Origin of the sequence: Oscillibacter valericigenes (assembly GCF_021531435.1) — a bacterium.
Lineage (GTDB): Bacteria > Bacillota > Clostridia > Oscillospirales > Oscillospiraceae > Oscillibacter > Oscillibacter valericigenes_B.
This window is the reverse complement of the sequence record NZ_JAFBIS010000001.1, coordinates 221,471-238,840: the sequence shown is the minus strand read 5'-3', so window position 1 is coordinate 238,840 and position 17,370 is coordinate 221,471. Positions and strand designations below refer to the sequence as shown.

The window sequence follows — 17,370 nt, the reverse complement described above, 5'->3', positions numbered from 1 at the left end:
CCCGTTTTTTTCTCTTTAAATTCGTCCGCCCCAGCCGAGGGGCCATAAAAAGGCCCCCGTTTCATTTCTATCATAGGAGGGATATTGTGGAAAAAACGATCAGAAGATACTGGCCGGTGTTCGTCCTCCCCACGCTGGCGGCGTTCATCATCGGCTTCGTCTGGCCCTTTATCCAGGGCCTGTACCTGTCCTTCTGTAAATTCATTACCATTGATAACGCCAGCTTCAATGGCCTGAAAAACTATATCTTTGCCCTGACAGAGAGCGATTTCCTTCACTCTTTCTGGTTTACGGCTCTGTTCACCATCGTTTCCACCGTCTGTATCAACGTGGCGGCGCTTGCCATCGCCCTGGCCCTGACCCGTGAGATCAAGGGCACCAACCTGTTCCGCTCCGTTTTCTTCATGCCGAACCTGATCGGCGGCATCGTTCTGGGTTACATCTGGAACATCCTGCTCAACTGCGCTCTGACCCTGCTGGGCAAGCCTCTGCTTTCCCTGCACGCGCCTTACGGCTTCATCGGCCTGGTCATTCTCATGTGCTGGCAGCAGATCGGCTACATGATGATCATATACATCGCGGGCCTCCAGTCCATCCCCAACGACTATCTGGAAGCCGCCCGCATCGACGGCGCCACTGAGCGCCAGATCCTCTGGAAAGTGAAACTCCCCAACCTGATGCCTTCCATCACCATCTGCCTGTTCCTGAGCCTTACCAACGGCTTCAAGCTGTTTGACCAGAACCTGGCCCTGACCGGCGGCGACCCCGCCCACAAGACCGAGATGCTGGCCCTGAACATCTACCAGACCTTCTACGGCCGCTCCGGACCCCAGTGGAAGGGCTACGGCCAGGCCAAGGCTGTCCTCTTCTGCATCCTAGTGGTAGTCATCGGCCTCGTCCAGCTGAAATCCACCCGCTCTAAGGAGGTGCAGCAGTAATGGAAAAGAAACGCACGCTGAAAGACAGCATCCTGACCGTCGTTCTGGGCATTCTGTCTCTGGCCTGGATCTATCCCATTTTCATGATCCTGTTCAACTCTTTGAAGAAAGAGACCTCCATCAGCACCGGCACCGCCTTCCAGATCCCCAACAGCGGGAGCTTCGCGGGGCTTGAAAACTATATCAACGCGCTGACCTCCAAGGGCTTCCTCTCCGCTTTCTGGTACAGTCTTGTCATCACCATCAGCTCTGTGGTGCTGATCTTGATCTGCTGCTCCATGTGCGCCTGGTTCATCACCCGCGTCAAATCCTGGTACAGCAAGGCGCTGTACTACATGTTCGTATTCTCCATGGTCGTCCCCTTCCAGATGCTGATGTTCACCCTGTCCTCCACGGCGGACCGCCTGCACCTCAGCAGCCCCTACACCATCTGCATCATCTACCTGGGCTTTGGCGCGGGACTGGCCGTGTTCATGTTCTGCGGCTTTATGAAATCTATCCCTCTGGAAATCGAGGAAGCGGCCATGATCGACGGCTGCACCCCCCTCCAGACCTTCTTCCGGGTGGTGCTCCCCATCCTGAAGCCCACCCTGATCTCCGTCGGCATCCTGGAGACCATGTGGCTGTGGAATGACTACCTGCTGCCCTATCTGGTCCTGGACCGCACCAAGGGCTACATGACCATTCCCATCCTGATCCAGTATTTCCGCGGCAGCTTCGGCAAGGTGGAGATGGGCCCCATGATGGCCTCCATTATGATGAACATCATCCCCATCATCATCGTCTACCTGCTGTGCCAGAAGCACATTATCAAGGGCGTGGCCGCGGGAGCTGTCAAGGGCTGAGAGGTACCGCACATGAAAAGAAGCAGCGGCATTCTCATGCCGATCTCCTCTCTCCCCTCCCCCCACGGTATCGGCACCCTGGGCGCGGAAGCCCGGAAGTTTGTGGACTTCCTGGCGGATGCCGGCCAGTCCTGGTGGCAGATATTGCCCGTGGGCCCCACCAGCTACGGCGACTCCCCCTACCAGAGTTTTTCCGCTTATGCGGGCAATCCCTATTTGATCGACCTGGACCTGCTGTGTGAGGACGGCCTGCTGACGCCTGCGGAAGTAAATGCCGTCAGCTGGGGCACGGACCCCGCCAGGGTCGATTACAGCGCCATTTACAACGGCCGCTTCCCTCTGCTGCACCTGGCCATGGAAAGAGGCTGGGAGCGGGATGCTGACAAGGTAAAAGCCTTTTCAGAAGAAAACGATGCCTGGCTGCCGGATTATGCCCTGTTCATGGCTCTGAAGCGTCATTTCGGCATGAGCGCCTGGACGGAGTGGCCCGACGAGGACATCCGCCTCCGCCGTCCCGAAGCGGTGGCACGTTACCGGGAAGAGCTGGCGGACGACATCCGCCTGTTCACCTACATTCAGTACTTGTTCTTCCGCCAGTGGGAGGCCCTGCGGTCCTATGCCCACGAAAAGGGCATCGGCATCATCGGCGACCTGCCCATCTATGTCGCCATGGATTCCGCCGACGTATGGGCCGATCCCCGTGCTTTCCAGCTGGACGAGCGGAATGTGCCCGCGGAGGTGGCAGGCGTGCCCCCCGATTACTTCACTGCCGACGGCCAGCTCTGGGGCAATCCCCTCTACGACTGGGACGCCATGAAAGCCGACGGCTATACCTGGTGGATCCGCCGCATTGCCGGCGCCTCCCGGCTGTATGACATTCTCCGCATCGACCACTTCCGGGGCCTGGAGAGCTACTGGGCAGTTCCCTACGGCGAGACCACGGCCAAAGTCGGCCGCTGGGTGAAGGGCCCGGGCATGGACCTGATGAACGTTCTCACGGAAAAGTTCCCCAACATCCAGTTCATCGCCGAGGACCTGGGCTATCTGACCCCGGAAGTCCGCCAGCTTCTGGAGGACTCCGGTCTGCCGGGCATGAAGGTGCTGCAGTTCGCCTTCGATTCCCGGGAAGCCGCCAACTACCTCCCCCACACCTATCCCCGCCACTGCGTCTGCTACGCCGGGACCCATGACAACTCTACCCTGATGGGCTGGAAGGACGAGGCGGCTCCCGCTGACATCGCCATGGCCCGGGAATATCTGGGCCTCCACGACGAGGAGGGCTTCAACTGGGGCGTCCTCCGGGGCGGCCAGAGCAGCGTGGCAGACCTGTTCATAGCCCAGATGCAGGACTACCTGGGCCTCGGGTCCGAAGCCCGCATGAACACCCCCGGTATCTTAGGCGGCAACTGGCAGTGGCGGATGCTGCCCGGCCAGATCACTGATGAACTGACAGCGCGTATCGCGCGTATGACATCACTTTACGGAAGGAGTTAATAACCATGGCAAATGTGAGCCTGCAGCATATTAAGAAAGTATATCCCAACAGTGAGACCAAAAAGAAAAAGAAGGGCGAACCTGAAAAGAAAAGCAACCTCCAGATCACGGAGGAAGGTGTTCTGGCGGTCCAGGACTTCAACCTGGAGATCTCCGACCGGGAGTTTATCGTTCTGGTAGGACCCTCCGGCTGCGGTAAGTCCACCACGCTGCGGATGGTGGCCGGCCTGGAGGACATCTCCGGCGGCGACCTGCTGATCGACGGCAAGCGGATGAACGACGTGGAGCCCAAGGACCGGGACATCGCCATGGTGTTCCAGAGCTACGCCCTGTATCCCCACATGACGGTGCGGGAGAACATGGAATTCCCCCTGAAGCTCCGCAAAATGCCCAAGGATGAGATCGACCGCCGGGTCAACCAGGCGGCGGAGACTCTGGGCATCACCGAGTACATGGACCGCAAGCCCAAGGCTTTGTCCGGCGGCCAGCGGCAGCGCGTGGCCATCGGCCGCGCCATCGTCCGGGAGCCCAAAGTCCTGCTGATGGATGAGCCTCTCTCCAACCTGGACGCCAAGCTGCGCAACCAGATGCGCGCCGAAATTCTGAAGCTGCGCCAGCGCATCAACAGCACCTTTATCTACGTCACCCACGACCAGACCGAGGCCATGACCCTGGGCGACCGCATCGTCATTATGAAGGACGGCGTCATCCAGCAGATCGGCACCCCCCAGGAGGTGTTCGACCACCCCGCAAACCTCTTCGTCGCCGGCTTCATCGGCGTGCCCCAGATGAACTTCTTCGACGCCGAGCTGGTGAAAAAGGACGGCAAATACGCCGTGGAGCTGGGCGGTGTGTCCGTGGCCATCTCCGATGAAAAACAGGCCAATCTGGAAAAGAACGGCGTCCAGCCCCAGGCCATTACCCTGGGCGTCCGGCCCGAGCACATCGCTCTGCTGGGCGACGGCGCCCAGATGCTCCACGGCACCGTGGACGTCAGCGAGATGATGGGCAGCGCCATTCACCTGCACGTCACCAGCCAGGGCAAGGATGTCATCATCATTGTCCAGACCATGGATCTGCGGGGGCCCAACCAGGTCTCCATCACCTCCGGTCAGGACATTGCTTTCACCTTCGGCGGCAATGTGGTCCATCTGTTTGACCGGGAGACCGGCAAAAACCTGGAAGCCTGAACCTGTCATACATAAAAAAGAGAAGCGGCGTTGCCGCTTCTCTTTTTTATACGTTTTCATCCCGCCCCACGAAATCACAGATGCGGTCAAAGGTCTCCTGGCTCAGGTCATGCTCTACTTTACAGGCATCGATGGCCGCCTGCTCAGAAGAAACGCCCATGCGCTCAAACAGCCGGGTAATGGTCTTGTGGCGGCTGTAAATGCGGCTGGCGATCTCCATGCCGCTGTCATTCAGAGTGATGGTCCCGTCAGCCGCCATCGAGATATATCCGCTCTCCCGCAGCTTTTTCATGGCGATGCTGACACTGGGCTTGGAATATCCCAGCTTATTCACAATATCAATGGAGTGTACCTCTCCGCATTGCTCCTGCAAGATCAGGATGGATTCCAGATAATTCTCCGCGGATTCATGGATCACCATGACCGACAACCTCCTCTCTGTATTTTTATTATTATACCAAGCGCCTCTGCTGATTGCAAGGTCTTCTTGATTTCCCCCGCCGCAGAGCAATTAAAGCTTACATCCGAAGCCAACAGCAAGAAGATCAAATAACCTCCTAGAGAAGCAGTAAGGAATTCACAGACGCCTTTACGCCAGTGAGAATACCAATGCATAACGAAACCCCCTGCTGGGGCATTGTCCGTATAAAGCGCTTCCCTTCCGCATCAAAAACCAGATAACGGCCAATTTTCTCGCCTCTGATCCGTTCCCATGCCCCATTCTGCTTCATTATCCGCAGCCGGTCATCCCCGCCTGGGCGGAGATGGCCCCGGCGCACTGCTCATAATCTTGACACTGTTCCGCACCACGGCGACCTGGCGGTTGATGGTCCGCAGGTCGGCCAGCAGTATACCCGACGAGGCGGACATGGTGTCATTCAGAGCGTTCCCGTACTCCGTCAGGTTGCTGCCGGTGGGGGTAAACTGGATAGCCTGCATCCCTGCCAGTTCCTCGATCATGTCGGCTGTATTCTCCACTGTTATGATCTCGGAAACGCCCTGTTGGGCTTGGCCGATTTTGTCAATGGCATCTCCCAAACCACTGACCGCTCCTTGAAGCGATTGCAGAGAATGTCTGCGAAGTCCAGCTGGAGGATGCTGAGGACAGAATTTGAGGCGAAAGAGATCGTACCAAATATAAAATAAGTTCCTTTGTTGATGATCATGGTGGAAAGAAATGTCAGCAGCAGTAGCGAAACCTCCGCATATGTCCGGGAGTTCAGAGTCAAGACTGCCATCACGACCACAGCCACAAACACCATGATGACACTGACTTCCGCATTCAGGAACTCTGCCGCCACATTCCCCAAATCAAGGGCGAAATTCCGCAAACAGTATCCCCGGATTTTACTCAAGCAATTATGAAAAAAGAAAGGCATTGCAGCGAAAACGATGCAATGCCTTTGCTCGCTTGGTTAGGATAAGCGGATACGCCCTTCAGTCGTGCTCCGCGCCTTTGGCGCACCACAGCAAACCGCACACGGCTATCCGTAGGACCCCCGCGCAAAAAAAGAACGGCAGCTTATGCTGCCGTTCTTTTTTTTGGTGGAGATAAGCGGGATCGAACCGCTGACCTCTTGACTGCCAGTCAAGCGCTCTCCCAGCTGAGCTATACCCCCGAACCGGAACATTCGATAGTATAGCAGGAAGAATAGGGTTTGTCAACTCTTATCTCAAATTTTCTTGAAAATCTTTCGTTTTTCGACCGCACATTACAGGGTAATGAGCTCCGGGTTTTCTATCAGGGTTTTCATATCCTCCAGGATACGCCCAACCTCCAGGCCGTCGAACACCCGGTGGTCAAAGGTCAGGAACATATGCATCATGGAGCGGATCTTGGGCTCGTCACCCACCACTGCCATCTTTTTCACGGAGCGCCCGAAGCCCAGGATCGCCACCTGGGGCGGATTGATGATGGGCGTGGACCAGTCAATGGGGAACATTCCCACATTGGATACCGTGAACGTGCCGTTGGATTGGTCGCCGTCCCGCAGCTGCTTGTCCCGGGCCCGGTCAGCCAGGTCCTTCATGGCCTGATGCAGCTCCACAAGCCCCATGCGGTCGGCGCCTTTGACCACAGGGACCATCAGCCCCGCCTCCGCAGCCACCGCCACGGAGAGATTCACGCTGGAGTGAACGGAGAGCATACTCCCGTCGAAGGTAGCGTTGGCCATGGGGTGCTTTTTCAGCATCTTCACAGTCGCCATGCACAGCAGGTCGTTCACCGTGACCTTACAGCCCAGGAACGCCTCCTGACCCACCAGCTTCTGCCGGTAGGCCAGCAGATCGGTGACGTCCACCTCCACGGCGGCGGTACACTGGGCCATTTCCTGGAGGCTGGTGTACATATTCCGGGCGATAGCCTTCCGGATTCCAGACAAGGGAATTTGCTTTACATCGTCTGCCGGCTGCTGGACAGGCGTCGCGGCGGGCGCCGCCGCCCTGGCCTCCAGATAGTCCTTCACATCCTGAGCGATGATACGGCCGTTGGGCCCGGTGCCCGTCAGCTCCGTCAGAGGGATCTCATGCTGACGGGCCATCTTCCGGGCAAGGCCGGTGATGCGGACCCGCTTCCCGCCGCTCTCCGGCGCCTTTTCCGCCGCTGCGGGTACCGCCGTCTGGGCAGCCGCAGCCACAGGCTCCGGGGCCGGAGCAGGGGCGCTTTGTCCACCGCAGAGTGCGGCATACTCCTCCTGGCTCTCAGCCACACAGCCGATGGGCGCGCCCACCGACACCACGTCGCCCTCCTGGGCAGTGATGTGCAGGATGCCGTCATGGGTGCATGCAAATTCAATGGTGTTCTTCTCGTTTTCAAATTCCATGATGGTGTCGCCTTTTTTCACGGCGGCGCCCTCCGGCACCGTCCAGGCGCTGATGGTGCCCTCCACCATAGTCAAACCGGCCCGGGGCATTACCAATTCAAAACTCATATCTCAGACCGCCTTTCCGCCTTAATACCGGGCCACCTGTGCACGGACAGCCTCCGCGATGCGGCCCGCATCGGGGATGACGTACTTTTCCAAGGAAATGTTGTAGGGCATGGGCACGTCCAGCGCCGCTACGCGGCCGATAGGTCCGTCCAGTTCGTCGTACATCTCCTCCTGGAGCATGGCAGCCAGCTCCGCACCAATACCGGCGGTCTTGTTGCTCTCCTCCGCCACCACCACATGGTGGGTCTTGCGGAGGGACTGGAACACCGTCTCCTTGTCAAACGGCACCAGGGTCCGGGGGTCGATGACCTCCACGCTGATGCCCTCCTTCGCCAGCGTCTCCGCGGCTTCCAGGGCACGGCGCACCATCAGACCCACGGCGATGACCGTCACATCCGTGCCGGGCCGCTTCACATCCGCTACGCCGATGGGGATGGTGTAATCGCCCTCTGGCACCTCGCCCTTGGTCTGGTAGAGCTGCTTGTGCTCGCAGAACAGGATGGGGTCGTCGGAGCGGATGGCGCTTTTCAGTAAGCCCTTTGCGTCGCAAGGCGTGGTGGGGCTGATGACCGTCAGGCCGGGGGCATGCATGAACAGGCTCTCAACACAGTTGGAGTGCTCGGCGCCGGCGCCAAAGGAGGAACCCATGGCGCAGCGGATGACCAGCGGCAGCCGGTAGTCCGGGCCGTGCATGAACCGCCACTTGGAGACACAGTGGAAGATCTCGCTAAACGCCACCATGGTAAAATCAGCGTACATCAGCTCCGCCACGGGCCGCAGGCCGGTGACGGCGGCGCCCAGCGCCGTGCCGATGATGGCGGTTTCGGAAATGGAGGTATTGCGGACACGCTTGGGGCCGAACTCCTCCAGCATCCCCCGGGTCACGCCGAAGATGTTTCCGAATTCCGCGATGTCCTCGCCAAACATCAGGATCTTGTCGTCCCGCCGCATTTCTTCCTGCAAAGCGGCGCTGATCGCCTGCATATATGTCATTTGCATGAATCTTTCCTCCTTTACCGCTGCTCTGCGTACAGGTTCCGATAGAGGTCCTCCGGAGTGGGCTCAGGACTGGCCTCGGCAGCTGCCACAGCAGCGTCGATCTTGCCGCTGATCTCCGCCCGGATGGCCTGCATCTGCTCATCCGTCATGACACCCTGCTCCCGCAGCAGCGTCTCCATGCGGACAATACAGTCCTTTTTCTTCCACTCCTCCGTCACGGCGGCGTCCCGGTACTTCATCTGGTCGCCCTCAAAGTGGCCCCGCATCCGGTAGCATGTACTGTCCAGCACCGCCGGGCCATTGCCGGCACGGATGCCGTCCACCAGCTCCTTGGCGCCCTCGTAGACCGACAGGGCATCGGTTCCGTCCACAATGCGGGTGGGCATCCCATATGCCGCCGCCCGGTCCGCGCCGGGATGGGACACCGGCACGCCGTAACCGGCAGGGGTGGAGATGGCAAACTGGTTGTTGTTGCACACGAACAGCACCGGCAGCTTCCAAATGGCCGCCAGGTTCATGGCCTCATGGACAGGCCCTCGGCTGGAGGTGCCGTCGCCGTAAAAGACATAGGAAACGTTGTCGGTGCCCGCCATCTGAATGGACAGCGCGGCGCCGTCAGCCACGGCGATGTCGCAGCCCAGGGTGCCGGAAAAGCCCACCATGCCGTGCTCCCGGGAGACCATGTGCAGCACACCGCCCAGGCCGTTAGCATTGCCGCTGACCTTGCCCATCAGCTCGCCGAACATGGTCTCAAAGGGCATCCCCAGGATGCAGCCCGCGCCCACAGGACGGTGGCTGATCTTGAAGTAGTCGCCCTCCTTCCGGGTCGCCAGGACACCCGCGTAGGTGGCCTCCTCACCGATGCCGCTGTGGATATGGCCCGGCACCTTACCCAGCGCGTAGATCTCCACCTGCTTTTCCTCAAAAAGCCGCACGGAAAGCAGGTCCCGATACACATCCGTCAAAAAATTCTCTGTGTACTGCATGATTTGGCCTCCTTATGTACCTCATATTCCCGGAAGAACGGGGCGGTTTTGCATATTTTTGTGAATATTCATTTTCAAATGGATATTGGGTCTGATTTTACATCTATGGCTTCATTATCCCCGCTTTTTCGTTTCGTTTCAATGCACAATTTTCCCGAAAAGCTTCCAGTTTTTTTGTTGCTCTATACAGAGAAATTTTCTCTTTTTCTCAAGTTCCGATCAAATCTCCTCCCTCCATTGTTTTTACGAAAAATCCTGCTATAATGAATAAAAACGATGTTTCAAGAAAGGGGGCGCGTGCCATGAGCGTTCCGCCCGAATCCCTTCTGGAATTGGCCTATCAGTCGCTGAAGGACAACATCCTCCGGGGCGTCTACCCCGCCGGCAGCAAACTGCCGGTGGACCGCCTGTCCCGGCAGCTCTCCATCAGTTCCACGCCCATCAAGGGCGCACTGAACCGTTTGGTGGCAGAGCATTTGGTGGAGCAAGTCCCCCGCTGCGGCTATGCGGTAGTCCGGCTGTCCATCAAGGACATCTCGGAAGTGCTTGAGATCCGCAAGATGTTTGAGATCTTCGCCATTCGACCCGCTATCAAAAACAAGCAGCGTTTTCCCGCCATCATGCATCATATTGAGGAGCTTCTGGACCGCTTTGACCACGCCACCGACGGTATCTCCTTTATGGAAGCCCTGGAATTGGAGCGGGATTTCCACCTCTGTTTTATCAAGCTCTGTGACAACGAACGGTTTCTGAAGCTCTACTCCTCCAGTTGGTGCATGGACTACCTGTTCATGGTATTCGCCAATGTGGGGCTGTCCTTTGAGGACTTCGGCCCGGAGTTCTCCTATCACCGCAAGTGGTACAACGCCCTGGTCGCCGGTGATGCCGCGGAATATGAGTCTCTTTGGGATTCCGGTATCGAGACGCTGAAAAACCGGCTGTCACAGCTTCTGGCCGAAAAGGAGGCGCGTACCCAGCCAAAGCGCCGCCCCGTTTCAAAAACAAACCCGCCATCATGAAAAGCGCCTGCCGACGGCAGGCGCTTTTTTTGAATATACCAAAGCGCGGCTGCGTTTCCGCAGCCGCGCTCTGTTTAACACAACTTCAAAATAAATTCTTCCCAGTTACTTTCTTATTTCGTGAAAGCGGCGATCAGCTCGGGAGTCAGAACATCCTCGAACTCGGTGTAGCAGGGCTCGGAAGCGGCCTTGAACTCAGCGGCAGCCTCGGGAGTCAGCTCGCTGACGGTGACGCCAGCGTCAGCCCACTTCTGCAGAACGATCTGATCCTGCTCGCGCTCCAGCTTACGCTGATTCTGGGCAGCCTTCTGACCGCACTCATCAACGATCTTCTGCAGCTCGGGAGACAGGGAGTCATACAGCTCACCGTTCATGGTGAAGAAGATGCAGTCATACACGCCGGTCCAATAAGTAACATACTTCTGAACCTCAGCGATGGAAGCGCCGTCGGCGGTGGGCAGGGGGTTCTCCTGGCCGTCGTAGGTGCCGGTCTGCAGGCCGGTATAAACCTCAGACCAGTTGGCGTTGGCCCAGTTGGCGCCCCACAGGGCATACTCGCGGTTCAGCAGCTCGGAACCAGCGACACGCAGCTTCAGGCCCTGCATATCGGCCAGGCTCTCAATGGGACGGACGCTGTTGGTGGGATGACGGAAGCCATTCTCACCGATGCCCAGCAGGTGCAGGCCCATGCTCTCGACGACTTCGCCGACAGCCTTGCCGCCGTCGCCGTCCAGCTTCGCGTCGACATCATCGAAGGAGTCGAACAGGAAGGGCAGGGAGACAACGTTCAGGCGCTGATCAAAAGCGGAGTAGATCAGGTTGGAGTGAGCGGACAGCTCAGTGGTGCCGTCGATAACGGCCTGAATGCCCTCGGACTGGTTGCCGGCAGTCAGCTGGTCGGCAGCGTAGACCTCGACGGTGACGGCACCGCCGGTAGCGTCGCTGACCATCTTGCCGAAGTCACGGCCCATGTCAGCCCAGCAGGTGTTCTCAGTGGCGGAGCAGGCAAACTTCCAGGTCTGCTTCTCGAACTGAGTTTCGCCGCCAGAGGGCTCTTCAGTCTTGGCAGGCTCTTCGGTCTTGGCAGGCTCTTCGGTCTTGCCGCCGCCGCAGGCCACCAGGGACAGGCTCATGGCCAGAGCGAGGATCAATGCAAGAAACTTTTTCATTGTTTTTCCTCCTTGATTTTTTTCAGTTGTGTTTATTCTGTATCACTTGCGTGATGGCAGACGAATCAGGGTACGATCAGGCAGCGCCGCCGCCCACAAAGATCGTGGAGAAGATGGGGATATAGGTGATGACCAGCAGGGTGATGACGCACGCGATGATCATGGGCCACACAGCCTTGGAAATGGTCTCGATGGTGACGCGGGTCTTGTCCTTGATATTCTCCAGCTTGCTGCTGACGCCGATGGCGACGAACAGGTTGACGCCCACGGGAGGAGTCACCTGACCGATGGCCAGGTTCACGGTGGACAGCACGCCGAAGTGGATGGGATTGATACCCAGCTGGCAGGCCACGGGATACATGATGGGAATGAAGATGTACATGGCGGAGTTGGCATCCACGAAGCAGCCGGCGATCAGGAAGATCACGTTGACAATCAGCAGGAACACATACTTGTTGCCGGAGATGTTCAGCAGCAGCGTCTGAGCAGCGCCGGAAATGCCATGCACGGTGCAGATGTAGGAGAACAGCGTAGCGGCGCCGATGATCAGCATGATGCCGCCGGTGGTCTTGCCGGAATCAACCAGCAGGTCATACAGGTCGCGGAGCTTGACCTCGCGATAGATGAACAGACCGACGATCAGGCCGTACACCACGGAGACGGCAGCGGCCTCGGTGGGAGTGAAGATGCCGCCGTAGATGCCGCCCAGAATGATGACGGGCATCAGGAAGCCCCAGAACGCGGTGCGGAAAGACTTCCAACGCTGGCCCCAGGTCGCCTTCTCACGGGAAGCGGTCAGGCCCTTGCGGCGGACCTCGATCATAATGATGACGACCAGAGCAAGGCCCATCATAATGCCGGGGAGGATGCCGCCCATGAACATATCGCCCACGGAGACGCCGGTAATGGAGGCGTACACCACGAATGCGATGGAGGGCGGAATGACGATAGCAATGGAGGATGCCGTTGCCATCATAGCGGAGGAGAACGGTGCGGAGAAGCCGCCGCGGTTGATCATGGCAGGGATCAGGATAATGCCCAGAGCCGCCACGGTAGCCGGGCCGGAACCGGAAATGGCACCGAAGAAGCAGGCGACCACAACGCACACAATGGCGATGCCGCCCCGACGGTGGCCGATACAGTCATCAATGAACTGCACAAGACGGGTGGAAATACCGGCCTTGGCCATGATGTTGCCGGACAGCACGAAGAACGGGATGGCCAGCAGCAGGAACTTTGCCATGCCGTTGTAGACGTTGGTGGGAACGATGGACAGCTTGTCCCCGGAATACAGCATAGCGAAGATAGCGGACAGGCCCAAGCTGACACAGATGGGGATGTTCAAAAACAGCATCACGAAGAAGGAGCCAAACAGGATAATATTAATCATCAGTCATTTCCTCCCTCTTCTGTCTTCACGCAGTCCGCATTGTTGGTCATCACATCGATCAGGAACTCAATGGTGTGCAGGATCAGGAACACAGCGCCGATGGGCAGGAAGATCGTAAAGACCCATTCCGGCCAGCCCAGAGAGAAGGTACGCTTTCCGTTTGCCATCTGAGCAAGAACTTTCTCAGCGCCAGTCTTCAGCAGCAGGACCCAGAAAACCATGTTTGCCACCGTAATGATGATGACAAAGATCTTCTTGCCCTTGACTTTCAGACGGTCAAAAATCAGAGACAGGCTGATCAGGCTTCCCTCACGGGCGCTCAGTGCGCAGCCCAGCATGATCATCAAAACGAACAGGTTGATGACCAGCTCCTCGGTGAACGCCAGCTGGCTGGTGGTCAGCTTACGCACCACAACGTTTGCAAAGGTGATCACGGTGACGAAAACCAGGATGAGACTCAGAACGATCTTCTCAACCGCAGCAACGCCATTCATGATCTTTTTGTAGGCTTTCATGCAATCAATCCCTTCCTTTCTTTCCCCAATCCAAGGGGGGCACGAAAAGGGCCCCAAAGCCCTTTTCCATTTTCTGCGTCCGGGGGCCAACAGTGCCGTCTGCACCTGGCCGCTGCTCTCCCAACAGCGTCCGCAGTTTCAACACAGCCGCTTTCCCGGTCCGCTCCACAGAAAACACAATGGATTTTCTGTTAACGTGGACAAAATACATGCGATGCCGGCCGTATCCGGGACCGCGCCCCGGCTGCTGCCGGAGGCCCTTTTCCCGCTGGACTGGCACTGGTATGTTGGTCATACCAACTAGTTACACTTTATCATTTTACAGCGTTGGATTCAAGTAAACTCTGGGCTGTCTCCTGCCAAAAAATGAGGGGAATCCTCTCTGATTTGCACAAAAAAGCTCATCCTTCGCCGCTATTAGCAGGATATTTTTCAGCGAACTCCGAAACGATGTCCAAATGGAGGTTCATCTCCCGCTGGGCGCGTTCCTCATCCCTGGCCTTTACCGCCTCAAAGATCGCCCGGTGAGACACCTGGGACTTTTGGATGTAATCCGGTAGCATAAAGAAACGGATACGCACATCCGCGATCATGCTGTTGACCAGATGCATCGTGGCGGCCAGCATCATGTTGTGGCTCGCGGCCGCCAGGGCAGCATGGAACTCCACATCAGCCATATATTCCCCGGGGTCCTCCTCCAGCCGCTTCATGGCGGCGCCGATGGCCGCCAGGTCTTCCTCCGTGGCCCGCTGGCAAGCCAATCCAGCAATGGCCACCTCGTTGACTCTGCGGAATTCGTTGAAATCCTCCCGGGCATCCAACTGGTTAGAAACGCGGACAAAAGAGATCGCCTTGCGGATGAAATCCGCGTCCCGGGCGACCTTCTTCCGGTTGCCATTGGCCTCGATTGCGCCCAGGAACTCCAGGATCGCCAGGCACTCCCGGAGAGAGCCCCGGCCAATGCCCAGACGCTCCGCAAGATCGCGTTCCGACGGCAGGTCCTCCCCCACCCGGATCTGGCCGCTTTCAATGGCGTTGATCAACGCCTGCATGACCAGCTCCGGAATCTTCGGAGAAACATTTTGGATCTTTTCCAGCTGCATATCCCTGCCCCTCTCATAATGGTAGTACCATATTACCATCGGAGCAGACAGCCGTCAATCGAACCAAATACACAAAAATTTCCGCTTTTTTTGTATCCTCCGCAGAAAATCGTTCTGTTTTGCTTGTAAAGTATTTTAGCTTTTCAGGATAGGCGGTCCGGCAAAAACCGGGCATAGACCGCCGGCGCCAGCAGCGCCAGAATAATCAGGACAGCCGTGACAATGGTGGAGCTGGAGGTCAGCATGACGCCCGCGATCACCACCAGGCCCACCGCCAGCCACAGCAGGCCGGCGAAGCGGTGGAGGGACTTCCAGGCGGCATCATTGTTCTCACAGCCGGCAAAGCGGAGGGCAAGCTTCGCGTCCCTGGGGCAATCCCACATATGGGCGCCCAGCATCATCAGGGCCAGACCCAAAACGCAGGGCGTCACAAAGGGCAGCGTCAGCGCCTGTTCCCCCACGGACTGCATGATCATGCCGCTGCAGAAGATGACGGAAATGATGGGAAACCCCCAGCGCCCTACCAGCCGCACGGCGGGCTTGGGCAGCGTCATGTTCTTCTGGTTGATAAGCAGCTGCATATGGGCAATCAGATCCAGCAGGCACATCAGTCCCGGCAGGCCAAAAGCCACCATCCAACGGGGGATGGAATCATCCTTGCCGTCCATTCCGATCAGTCCGCTGGGGACGATCTCGGGGATCTTGTCCCACATCCGGGCACCCAGCACCATAGGCAGCGCGCAGGCCAGCAGCGAAGCCACCAGCAGTCCCCGCCCCTTCTCTTTGGAAACATGCTTGCCAAAGATCTTGGCGCCTTCGGCCTCGATCATCCGCTCTTCTTCTGTTTTCTTCTTGCTCATAACGGGATGGTTCCTCCATTCAATGCTCTCGCCGCTTCGCGCTCGTCAGTGCGCCGCGAACAGCGGCCAGGGTGTCCTCCTCCAGTTTGCAGACGCCGGTACAAAAACCGCCGTATTTGATTGCAAGAGGCCCGAAGTATGAATGCTTCGGGCCTCTTGACTACCGGAAACAGCCGCGGGGGCCATTCCCCAAAGCTGTTACTTGTTGGAGGTGTGGATGGCGCGCTTCTCGGCCTGCAGAGCAGCCTCACGCATGGTCTCGGTGACAGTGGGATGAGAATGGATGGTCGCGATGATCTCATCCAGGGTCATCTCCTCGCCGATGGCCAGAGCACCCTCGCAGATCAGGTCGGTGGCACGGGGCCCGATGATGTGCATACCCAGGATCTCGCCGTATTCCTTGCCGGCGATGATCTTCACCAGGCCTTCGCCGCCGTTGAGGATCAGAGCCTTGCCGTTGGCGGCCATGGGGAACTTGCCGACCTTGTACTCGATGCCCTGGGCCTTGCACTGCTCCTCGGTCAGGCCGACGGAGGCCGCCTCGGGCTCGATGTACACGCAGGTGGGATTGGTCTTCTCGTCATAAACGGCGGGGATGCCCATGATGTTCTCAGCAGCCACCTCGCCCATGGCGGAGGCGGTGTGTGCCAGCTGTGCGTGACCGAACACGCAGTCGCCGATGGCGTAGACGCCGGGAACGGAGGTCTCCATCTTGTCGTTGACAATGATGCGGCCGCGGTCGTTGTCCAGCTTGCCGGCTTCCAGGTTCAGGGAAGCGGTGTTGGCCTTCCGGCCGATGGCCACCAGGACCTTCTCAGCCTCAAAGCTGACGGTCTCGCCGGCCTTGTTCTTGCAGACGACCTTGGCGCCCACGGGAGAGGGCTCAACGGACTGCACGGGGCACTCCAGGTTGAATTCCATGCCCATCTTCTTCATGTGCTCCACGCCGATCTTAGTCAGGTCGCCGTCCAGCATGGGCAGCATATGGTCCATAGCCTCGACCACGGTGATCTTGGTGCCGAAGGCAGCGTAAGCACAGGCCAGCTCCAGGCCGATGACGCCGCCGCCGATGACGATCATGCTCTTGGGCAGGGCCTCCAGGCTCAGAGCGCCGGTGGAGTCGATGCAGTTGGGGTTCTCCTTCAGGCCGGGGATGGGCGGCTGAGAGTTGACGGAGCCGGTGGCCACGATGATAGCGTCGGCGGTCATCTCCTCGGTGGTGCCGTCAGCCTTCTTTACAGACAGCTTGCCGGGAGCCACGAAGGAAGCTTCGCCGTCGATCTTCTTGACCTTGTTCATCTTGAACAGGCCCGCGATACCGGAAGTCAGCTTCTTGGAGATGTCGTTCTTGTGCTTGATGACCTGGGGGAAGTTGACCTTCACGCCCTCGACCTCAACGCCGATCTCCTTGCCCTGGTTCTTGATGTCCTCCACCAGCTCGGCGGAGTGCAGCAGGCACTTGGTGGGGATGCAGCCCACGTTCAGGCAGGTGCCGCCCAGGTGCTCTTTCTCGATAACGGTGACCTTGGCGCCCAGCTGCGCGGCACGGATAGCCGCCACATAGCCGCCGGGGCCGCCGCCGACCACCAGCACGCTGGTGTCACCGGCGGGCTTGGCGGGAGCCGCCGCGGGGGCGGGAGCAGCAGGAGCGGCAGCAGCGGCAGGAGCAGGAGCGCCGCCCACGGCCTCGCCGGGCTTGCCGATCCAGGCCAGGGTGCCCTTGACGGGCACATCGTCGCCCTCCTGGGCCACGATCTTCAGGAGAGTGCCGTCCACCTCGCTGTTGACCTCATTGGTCAGCTTGTCGGTGGTGATCTCCACGATCACGTCGCCGACCTTCACCTCGTCGCCCTCGTGCTTGACCCACTTGGACACGGTGCCTTCCTCCATGGTCAGGCCCAGCTGGGGCATCTTCAGTTCATAAGCCATTGG

The 17,370-nt window shown here is 58.5% G+C and carries 17 protein-coding genes and 1 tRNA gene; 5 read left to right on the top strand and 13 right to left on the bottom strand.

What is annotated here, in order from left to right:
* Positions 1–86 precede the first annotated feature (86 nt).
* The 4 genes from JQM68_RS01000 to JQM68_RS00985 are packed head-to-tail and all read left to right on the top strand — an operon-like array spanning position 87 to position 4,467.
* Positions 87–938 carry a carbohydrate ABC transporter permease gene (locus JQM68_RS01000; RefSeq protein ID WP_235221049.1) on the top strand — a complete coding sequence of 284 codons (852 nt, stop codon included), beginning with the start codon at positions 87–89 and terminating at the stop codon, positions 936–938.
* Positions 938–1,783: a carbohydrate ABC transporter permease gene (locus JQM68_RS00995; protein ID WP_235221048.1), complete on the top strand. Its 846-nt coding sequence runs from the start codon at positions 938–940 to the stop codon at positions 1,781–1,783. Before JQM68_RS01000 ends, JQM68_RS00995 begins: the two co-directional genes overlap by 1 nt.
* Before the next feature lie 12 nt (positions 1,784–1,795).
* Positions 1,796–3,277, top strand: coding sequence for a 4-alpha-glucanotransferase (gene malQ / locus JQM68_RS00990; protein WP_235221047.1), 1,482 nt, complete (start codon positions 1,796–1,798; stop codon positions 3,275–3,277).
* A gap of 5 nt (positions 3,278–3,282) precedes the next feature.
* Entirely contained in the window at positions 3,283–4,467 is a 1,185-nt protein-coding gene (locus tag JQM68_RS00985) for an ABC transporter ATP-binding protein (protein ID WP_235221046.1), read from the top strand.
* A gap of 46 nt (positions 4,468–4,513) precedes the next feature.
* On the opposite strand, the gene JQM68_RS00980 is transcribed toward JQM68_RS00985, so the two are convergent.
* The 7 genes from JQM68_RS00980 to JQM68_RS00950 form a co-directional block, all read right to left on the bottom strand.
* On the bottom strand, positions 4,514–4,888 hold the full coding sequence (locus JQM68_RS00980; RefSeq protein WP_235221045.1) for a metal-dependent transcriptional regulator: 375 nt from the start codon (positions 4,886–4,888) through the stop codon (positions 4,514–4,516).
* Positions 4,889–5,211: 323 nt separating this feature from the next.
* The gene (locus JQM68_RS00975; RefSeq protein WP_235221044.1) at positions 5,212–5,445 is read right to left on the bottom strand and encodes a hypothetical protein; all 234 of its coding nucleotides are present in this window, start codon (positions 5,443–5,445) and stop codon (positions 5,212–5,214) included.
* A 2-nt stretch (positions 5,446–5,447) separates the two neighbouring features.
* Positions 5,448–5,798, bottom strand: a complete 351-nt coding sequence (locus JQM68_RS00970; RefSeq protein WP_235221043.1) for a hypothetical protein — start codon at positions 5,796–5,798, stop codon at positions 5,448–5,450.
* A 212-nt stretch (positions 5,799–6,010) separates the two neighbouring features.
* Positions 6,011–6,086, bottom strand: a tRNA-Ala gene (locus JQM68_RS00965).
* Between the two features lie 93 nt (positions 6,087–6,179).
* A complete protein-coding gene (locus tag JQM68_RS00960; RefSeq protein ID WP_235221042.1) occupies positions 6,180–7,397 on the bottom strand; it encodes a dihydrolipoamide acetyltransferase family protein in 1,218 nt (405 codons plus the stop codon).
* Positions 7,398–7,418: 21 nt separating this feature from the next.
* Positions 7,419–8,396 carry an alpha-ketoacid dehydrogenase subunit beta gene (locus JQM68_RS00955; protein WP_235221041.1) on the bottom strand — a complete coding sequence of 326 codons (978 nt, stop codon included), beginning with the start codon at positions 8,394–8,396 and terminating at the stop codon, positions 7,419–7,421.
* A gap of 14 nt (positions 8,397–8,410) precedes the next feature.
* Complete coding sequence (locus JQM68_RS00950) at positions 8,411–9,382, bottom strand: thiamine pyrophosphate-dependent dehydrogenase E1 component subunit alpha (protein WP_235221040.1); 972 nt, start codon at positions 9,380–9,382, stop codon at positions 8,411–8,413.
* Between the two features lie 302 nt (positions 9,383–9,684).
* Here JQM68_RS00950 and JQM68_RS00945 point away from each other — a divergent pair, with 302 nt between their 5' ends.
* Positions 9,685–10,401 (top strand): GntR family transcriptional regulator, encoded by a 717-nt coding sequence (locus JQM68_RS00945; protein WP_235221039.1) that lies wholly within the window; start codon positions 9,685–9,687, stop codon positions 10,399–10,401.
* A gap of 113 nt (positions 10,402–10,514) precedes the next feature.
* Here the strand turns inward: JQM68_RS00945 and JQM68_RS00940 are convergent, their stop codons facing one another.
* The 6 genes from JQM68_RS00940 to lpdA form a co-directional block, all read right to left on the bottom strand.
* A complete protein-coding gene (locus tag JQM68_RS00940; protein ID WP_235221038.1) occupies positions 10,515–11,570 on the bottom strand; it encodes a DctP family TRAP transporter solute-binding subunit in 1,056 nt (351 codons plus the stop codon).
* A gap of 76 nt (positions 11,571–11,646) precedes the next feature.
* Positions 11,647–12,960, bottom strand: coding sequence for a TRAP transporter large permease (locus JQM68_RS00935; RefSeq protein ID WP_235221037.1), 1,314 nt, complete (start codon positions 12,958–12,960; stop codon positions 11,647–11,649).
* Entirely contained in the window at positions 12,960–13,475 is a 516-nt protein-coding gene (locus JQM68_RS00930; protein WP_235221036.1) for a TRAP transporter small permease, read from the bottom strand. Before JQM68_RS00930 ends, JQM68_RS00935 begins: the two co-directional genes overlap by 1 nt.
* Positions 13,476–13,876: 401 nt before the next feature.
* Positions 13,877–14,578 carry a FadR/GntR family transcriptional regulator gene (locus JQM68_RS00925; RefSeq protein ID WP_235221035.1) on the bottom strand — a complete coding sequence of 234 codons (702 nt, stop codon included), beginning with the start codon at positions 14,576–14,578 and terminating at the stop codon, positions 13,877–13,879.
* Positions 14,579–14,721: 143 nt separating this feature from the next.
* Positions 14,722–15,438 carry an SdpI family protein gene (locus JQM68_RS00920; protein ID WP_235221034.1) on the bottom strand — a complete coding sequence of 239 codons (717 nt, stop codon included), beginning with the start codon at positions 15,436–15,438 and terminating at the stop codon, positions 14,722–14,724.
* 198 nt (positions 15,439–15,636) lie between these two features.
* The gene (gene lpdA / locus JQM68_RS00915) at positions 15,637–17,367 is read right to left on the bottom strand and encodes a dihydrolipoyl dehydrogenase (protein WP_235221033.1); all 1,731 of its coding nucleotides are present in this window, start codon (positions 17,365–17,367) and stop codon (positions 15,637–15,639) included.
* Between the last annotated feature and the right edge of the window lie 3 nt (positions 17,368–17,370).

What these genes read in the sequence shown, in the direction of transcription:
- JQM68_RS00930 (WP_235221036.1), bottom strand. Translation starts at nt 13,475, where the DNA reads ATGAAAGCCTACAAAAAGATCATGAATGGCGTTGCTGCGGTTGAGAAG.
- lpdA (WP_235221033.1), bottom strand. Translation starts at nt 17,367, where the DNA reads ATGGCTTATGAACTGAAGATGCCCCAGCTGGGCCTGACCATGGAGGAA.
- JQM68_RS00940 (WP_235221038.1), bottom strand. Translation starts at nt 11,570, where the DNA reads ATGAAAAAGTTTCTTGCATTGATCCTCGCTCTGGCCATGAGCCTGTCC.
- JQM68_RS00960 (WP_235221042.1), bottom strand. Translation starts at nt 7,397, where the DNA reads ATGAGTTTTGAATTGGTAATGCCCCGGGCCGGTTTGACTATGGTGGAG.
- JQM68_RS00925 (WP_235221035.1), bottom strand. Translation starts at nt 14,578, where the DNA reads ATGCAGCTGGAAAAGATCCAAAATGTTTCTCCGAAGATTCCGGAGCTG.
- JQM68_RS00950 (WP_235221040.1), bottom strand. Translation starts at nt 9,382, where the DNA reads ATGCAGTACACAGAGAATTTTTTGACGGATGTGTATCGGGACCTGCTT.
- JQM68_RS00980 (WP_235221045.1), bottom strand. Translation starts at nt 4,888, where the DNA reads ATGGTGATCCATGAATCCGCGGAGAATTATCTGGAATCCATCCTGATC.
- JQM68_RS00985 (WP_235221046.1), top strand. Translation starts at nt 3,283, where the DNA reads ATGGCAAATGTGAGCCTGCAGCATATTAAGAAAGTATATCCCAACAGT.
- JQM68_RS00995 (WP_235221048.1), top strand. Translation starts at nt 938, where the DNA reads ATGGAAAAGAAACGCACGCTGAAAGACAGCATCCTGACCGTCGTTCTG.
- JQM68_RS00920 (WP_235221034.1), bottom strand. Translation starts at nt 15,438, where the DNA reads ATGAGCAAGAAGAAAACAGAAGAAGAGCGGATGATCGAGGCCGAAGGC.
- JQM68_RS00945 (WP_235221039.1), top strand. Translation starts at nt 9,685, where the DNA reads ATGAGCGTTCCGCCCGAATCCCTTCTGGAATTGGCCTATCAGTCGCTG.
- malQ (WP_235221047.1), top strand. Translation starts at nt 1,796, where the DNA reads ATGAAAAGAAGCAGCGGCATTCTCATGCCGATCTCCTCTCTCCCCTCC.
- JQM68_RS00935 (WP_235221037.1), bottom strand. Translation starts at nt 12,960, where the DNA reads ATGATTAATATTATCCTGTTTGGCTCCTTCTTCGTGATGCTGTTTTTG.
- JQM68_RS00955 (WP_235221041.1), bottom strand. Translation starts at nt 8,396, where the DNA reads ATGCAAATGACATATATGCAGGCGATCAGCGCCGCTTTGCAGGAAGAA.